The organism is Halomonas colorata, from assembly GCF_014897985.1.
Lineage (GTDB): Bacteria > Pseudomonadota > Gammaproteobacteria > Pseudomonadales > Halomonadaceae > Vreelandella > Vreelandella colorata.
Window position 1 is genome coordinate 1 of record NZ_JABUZA010000088.1, and the last position, 2841, is coordinate 2841.

Consider the following 2841-nt stretch of genomic DNA (forward strand, 5'->3'; position numbering starts at 1 on the left):
ATAACTTGTCACCGGTTGAGTATGAAAGGCGTTACTTTAAGAGCCTAACGGGTGTCTAGAATATCCGGGGCGATTCACATTAAGGTGTGAGGCACGCAATACCGATGCTGCCGCATACCATCTTAAACACTAAAACCGACGCATAATAAAAATGCCACGCGTGCTGAATCACTCTTAATTTTTTGTTAGGAGATTGTTCTCGACATGCTGTAGAACCTATCATCAACGTTATCAACCACAAAACCAACTCTTTCATAGAGATGGAAGGCTGGGCTGACTTTAAATACACGTAACCTAAGTCGATTAGCGCCTGATTCAATTGCTAACCTTTCACATTCAGAAAGCGCTAACGCACCAATACCTTTATTTTGGTATTTCTCGCTGACTTGCAAGTCACGGGCATAGCAACCGTCGTTATCAAATGCCAAACGAATCGCCCCAACGACCTCACCATTGAACAGAATATCGAAATTGGTTAAATTATGGATTTGATCTTCAATTTTTGAGCAATCCCAATCAACAGAGTAATGCTCGTAGTATGAACGCATGTTTAAGTAAGTAATCTCAGCCGAAGCTGATAAATCTTCTGTTTGTCGATACGAAACCATTGAATCTCCTAACGTTGCCAACACGCGTGGCTTTGGAGTGGAGGCGAAGCCGCAACGGAAAAACCATCGCCGTGCTTGGCCTGGTTATGCGATTCTCAATGACTAGACTACCCATTTTCTCCCCAGATCCGTGGGACACTTCCTGTCTTTCTGGTCTGAATATTGCAGTAATCGACTGTTTCTAGGATTTCTACCGGGAAATTTTGTAGTGGCTGATTATCGTCAAACACCCAATGGTAGTATGCCAGCAAGATATTGTGCAGAACCCTTACGCTGAAATACCACCCTCCTTCAACTGTGACAGCCGGAACATTCTCATGGAAAAAATATGAGAACCAGTTGGCTTCAAGTCCATCGTGTACTTCGCTAATCTTCCGCTTATCTGCGGAGCTTTGATCCAACTGAAAGTGCTTACTTCCATTTGCCAGATCTCTAGTAATATCTAGTATAAGATTCATCTGCGTTGGCAACTTTGCACGGTTCCGTTTTGATCTACTTAGCGATGTCTTAGGATCACTTTTCGTCCAATCCTGAAAAAGATGCCAGGAAGTTATCAGAAAATCGGTAGCGTCATGAGCATCCCAACTTCCACGCAAACCTTCCGCATCCCGCAAGAGCTTTCTGTAATAATCTGTACTTGATGCAAAACCAAGTGTCGCGCCATCTCTACCTGAAAGCTTTTTACCCATTTTGATTTGGCCTTTCTAGTTGACCGCTCGTAAATGCGAAGCCATAGATAGAATCTACGACAGGATCGAATTTATTCACATAACAGTGATTATACGGAAGGATAGATAACCTCAATGAATTTTATGGTACGTTCATTAAGGTTATCTCGCTGCCTTGATCAAATCTGCCTCATTGATTCTATTAGGAGCAAAGAAAAACTTGGCTGCATATTAAAAATTCGCGCGCCTTCTCGCTTACCCTGTAGCGCACATAATTGGCGGCTGCGATCATGTTTCACCTACAGGCAGCGGCTAATGAGCTAGTCGCCTATTGATTAGCTGCGGGGCTGGCTTAATAAGTAGTGGAGATGTGCGCGCACTTCTGACCACTCTCCCCTGAGCAGGCTATACATCACCGTGTCGCGAATGGTGCCATCACGGCGCAGCTTTTGCCCTCGTATCACACCATCCTTTTTAGCCCCTAGGCGCTCAATGGCACGTTGGCTTGCGTAGTTAAAGTTGTCGGTGCGCCAGCCAACCACGTTACAACCCAACGTATCGAAAGCATGCGTTAACAGCAGCAGCTTGCAGGTGGTATTGATATGGGTACGCTGCGCACGTTTGGCATACCAGGTGTGGCCAATTTCTACCCGTTTTACCTCAGGCAAGATGTCGTGATAGCTCGTCGTGCCCAGCACGGTACCACTGGCCTCATCTATAACGGCAAAGGCAAAGCGGTGGCCTGCCTCTCGGTCTTTCAAGGCGGTTTTAATAAAGGCGCTTGTTTCATCAGGCGAAGGCACCGCTGTAACGCGTAGATTCCACAACTCACCATCGGCGGCGGCAGCACACAAACCCGCTTCGTGATCATGCGCTAATGGCTCAAGTTTTACACCGTGCGCGTTAAGGGTGACAGAATCAACGTAAGCCATATCTATTCAAATACCTCTTTTTATTGGCGATAGAGAAAGCGATTATTAGTTGATCTTACTAAAATCAGATTCAGAATAGCCGCTAATTTTTTTATAAAAACAGTGGTTCGGGCATGAAGCACGGGATTCTAACTTTCCTATGATGGATTTTCATCGCGACTCATCTCTGGCGAAAGAGCTTAAAGAAATGCCCGCGGTCTAGGCGTGGCAGCGTCCACGGTGATGAGCGCCCAGCCATCGGGTAGTCTAATCGATACTTAAAAAGGGCTTCAGGAAGCTATCAATGAACTCAAGAGTCGGCTGAGCGAAGAGGATAAAGAAGCTCGCCGCGAGCTTAAAGTGCAGAAGAAGATATGGCCAAACTTGACCGCACTCTGGCCCAGTTAAACTCCAATGCGCTCTACTCTTCGCTAGGCCAGATGCTGTCTACTACCATAAACAGTGCCAGCATAGCCGCTGTTAGCATTAGTGCAGAGGTTTAACTAGAACGACTGCTGAATGACGCTGTTTTTTTATGGCGAAACATTATTCACTGTTGCAGCAGTCGTTTAGCTAGGGAAGCTCTGAAAAAGTCACTGCCATCAGCGATAATACGGCTATCGTCAACTGCATAGGATTCAGTGCTGCCATGGA

Annotated in this window: 3 protein-coding genes; all 3 read right to left on the reverse strand. The window is 45.9% G+C overall.

The window, feature by feature from the left end; genetic code table 11:
* Positions 1 to 185: 185 nt before the first annotated feature.
* The 3 genes from INT33_RS20820 to INT33_RS20830 all read right to left on the reverse strand — a co-directional run bounded on the left by INT33_RS20820 (position 186) and on the right by INT33_RS20830 (position 2208).
* Positions 186 to 608, reverse strand: a complete 423-nt coding sequence (locus INT33_RS20820; protein ID WP_193092923.1) for a GNAT family N-acetyltransferase — start codon at positions 606 to 608, stop codon at positions 186 to 188.
* Positions 609 to 715: 107 nt separating this feature from the next.
* On the reverse strand, positions 716 to 1297 hold the full coding sequence (locus tag INT33_RS20825) for a hypothetical protein (protein ID WP_193092924.1): 582 nt from the start codon (positions 1295 to 1297) through the stop codon (positions 716 to 718).
* Positions 1298 to 1611: 314 nt separating this feature from the next.
* Positions 1612 to 2208 (reverse strand): GNAT family N-acetyltransferase, encoded by a 597-nt coding sequence (locus tag INT33_RS20830; protein ID WP_193092925.1) that lies wholly within the window; start codon positions 2206 to 2208, stop codon positions 1612 to 1614.
* Positions 2209 to 2841 lie beyond the last annotated feature (633 nt).